A 2,551-nucleotide genomic window follows, 5' to 3' on the forward strand; every position below is an offset into this window, starting at 1 on the left:
TATTCGGAATGGCCCGGCGCGCCGATCTTGCGTACAAGCAGCACGTCGAGCCGGGCACGGAGTGCCTTCGCCACTTCGAAGCCAACCGGCACTCCGCCGCGTGGCAGCGCCAGTACCAGTGGATCGGTTGCCGCGAACCCGGTCAAAGCGGCGGCAAGCTGGCGCCCCGCCTCCGTTCGATCCCTGAATTTCGGCGCGTCAAAAATCATTGGCTTCACCTTTGCAAGGGCGAGACCTGGCATCGCTGGGTCGCTACTCGTGCCAAGATGTTCGCGGTCTGCAGCGTCTTGCCGAAAACCTCCGGACCGGTTGCACGCATCGTCGCTTCCTCGCCCAAATTCACCTTGCTGGCGAAACGGCGATCGGAGGCAATTGTTTCGTTTCACCTTGATAAAAATTGCCGCGGTCGTCGCGAGGCCGCATCTATCAGGCCCCCTTGCGTTCGCGGGATTTCCGCAACCTGTCGGAATCGGCCATTTTCCACGACATTGAGCGCCGTGACGACGGCCAGGTTGTCGCCTTTTTCGTCCCACTGCACGGGATCGCTATAAGCAATGCCTTTGAAGCGGAGCTTCCGCATCGCAGTCAGAACGTCGCGCCGGCTCGGATTTCCCTTGGTTTCAGTGATCGCGTCCCTGATTGCGGCGATCAGCACGCGGACTGAATCGTAGGAATTCACCGCATAGTTGCCGACTGGTCCGAACAGCGTCGCATAGCGTGCAGCGAAATCGCTTGAACCAGCGACTCTACCCACTTCGGGCGTGGCGGACAGCACGAGAACGCCTTCGCCCAATGTTGCGGTTTCTCCCGCAGGCTCAAGGAAATTCACCGCGTCCCAACAGCCGTCACCGCTGGCAAAGAGCTGGTGGAGACCTGCACGGCGCATCGCCCGCAGGATGAAAGCACCCTCGAAACTGCCGCCGTAGAACAGCAGATCGAAATCGGCCCGCAGAGATGCGACCAGCGGGTCAAAATCGCGGCTCCCTTCGCGAACCGTTCGCCGCTCCGCGATGCGTCCTCCGAGCGACAGAAAGGCCCGCGAGAACGCGATGCCTATGCTGTGGCCGTACATCGTTTCGGTTTCGACGAGGACGGCGCGGCGCTTGCCCATGGTGTCGTAGAGATGACGGGAAATGGCTGCTCCGGTCTGATCATCCCGGTTGGTGAAGCGAAAGACATTCGGCAGAGAGCGCTCGGTGAGCGCTGTGTCGGAAGCGATCGGCGTGATCATCGGGAGGTCGTGGGCGGCATAGATTTCCGCCGCAGCGATGGTGACATTGCTGTTGTAGTGGCCAACGACGCCAAGCAGATCCGGCCGGTTGCAAAAGTCGTCCGCGACTTGCCGTCCGGTCTCGACCTTTCCCTGATCGTCCGCACCCTCAACCATGATGGGAAAGCCCGCAATGCCACCGTCCGCGTTCTGCTCCTCGACCGCGAGTTCGATCGCTTGCTTCATCTCGGCGCCAAGCGCCGCCGCATTTCCCGACAATGGAGCGCCGATTGCGATCCGGATCGCTTCCGACATTGAAATGGTCCTTGCTGCCGAGCCGTTTGTCTGCCCCGAACTGCGCTTGCGCGCATCGGTTCCTTCTCGAACCGGAAAAATGATGGATTCTTGCTGGCGAGCCTTGGAGCGCGACGAAACGATGCTGGAACAATCGATCACCTTGATGCGTTCGACTGTTTTACACCTGCCGAGGATCCTCGATGGCGCCGCGTCCTTTCTGGAAAGGCTATCTGAAGCTTTCGCTCGTGACCTGTCCGGTCGCGATGACGCCCGCTACCACCGAGAGCGAAAAGGTCCGGTTCCATACGCTCAATCGCAAGAGCGGGCATCGCGTCGTCAGCCAATATGTCGACGCCGTCAACGGCAAACCAGTTGCTGAAGACGACGAGGTCAAGGGCTATCAGCGCGGCGAGGACGAATACGTCCTGCTCGAGGACGATGAGATCGACGCAGTCGCGCTGGAGAGCACGCGCACCATCGACATCGACATGTTTGTCGATGCCGACAGCATCGGCTGGATCTGGTACGACAAGCCCCACTATCTCACCCCTGACGATCCGGTCGGGGAGGAAGCATTCTCGGTCATTCGCGACGCGATGCAGTCGACAGGGAAAGTCGGAATATCGCGACTGGTCATGTACCGCCGCGAGCGCGCCGTCATGCTTGAACCACGAGGCAAGGGTATCGTGCTGTGGACACTGCGCTATGGCGACGAGGTTCGCGATCCCGAGGACTATTTCGGCAAGATCGAAAATGCCAAACCCGACCCGAAACTGATGGATATGGTCTCGACCTTGATCGATGAGCGAACCAGGCAGTGGGATCCCGCCATGACCGGAGATCCCGTCCAGGCGCGGCTGCTGGAGATCATTGCCTCGAAGAAGAAGGGCAAGAAGCGTCCAGCCAAGGCGAAGGACAAGGCCGAGCAACCGCCCAGCAACGTGATCAACATCATGGATGCGCTGCGCAAAAGCATCGGCTCGGAGACCGGAAAGCGAAAATAGGCGCACGGAGTTGCTCGGGAGAAAAAAGGCAGCACAATGA

General features: G+C 60.1%; 2 protein-coding genes and 1 pseudogene. 1 reads left to right on the forward strand and 2 read right to left on the reverse strand.

The genetic code is table 11. The annotated features are described in order from the left end of the window. Together EOA86_RS30265 and EOA86_RS30270 are read right to left on the reverse strand one after the other, a co-directional pair. Positions 1–209 (reverse strand): annotated as a pseudogene (locus EOA86_RS30265) (phosphoribosyltransferase); the annotation flags it as partial. A 173-nt stretch (positions 210–382) separates the two neighbouring features. Further along, positions 383–1,525, reverse strand: coding sequence for a branched-chain amino acid ABC transporter substrate-binding protein (locus EOA86_RS30270; RefSeq protein WP_128344983.1), 1,143 nt, complete (start codon positions 1,523–1,525; stop codon positions 383–385). 182 nt (positions 1,526–1,707) lie between these two features. Between EOA86_RS30270 and EOA86_RS30275 the strand changes: the two genes are divergently transcribed. After that, a complete protein-coding gene (locus tag EOA86_RS30275; RefSeq protein ID WP_127212381.1) occupies positions 1,708–2,511 on the forward strand; it encodes a Ku protein in 804 nt (267 codons plus the stop codon). Positions 2,512–2,551 lie beyond the last annotated feature (40 nt).

It is taken from the genome of Mesorhizobium sp. M5C.F.Ca.IN.020.32.2.1, assembly GCF_004023105.1.
GTDB classification, from domain to species: domain Bacteria; phylum Pseudomonadota; class Alphaproteobacteria; order Rhizobiales; family Rhizobiaceae; genus Mesorhizobium; species Mesorhizobium wenxiniae.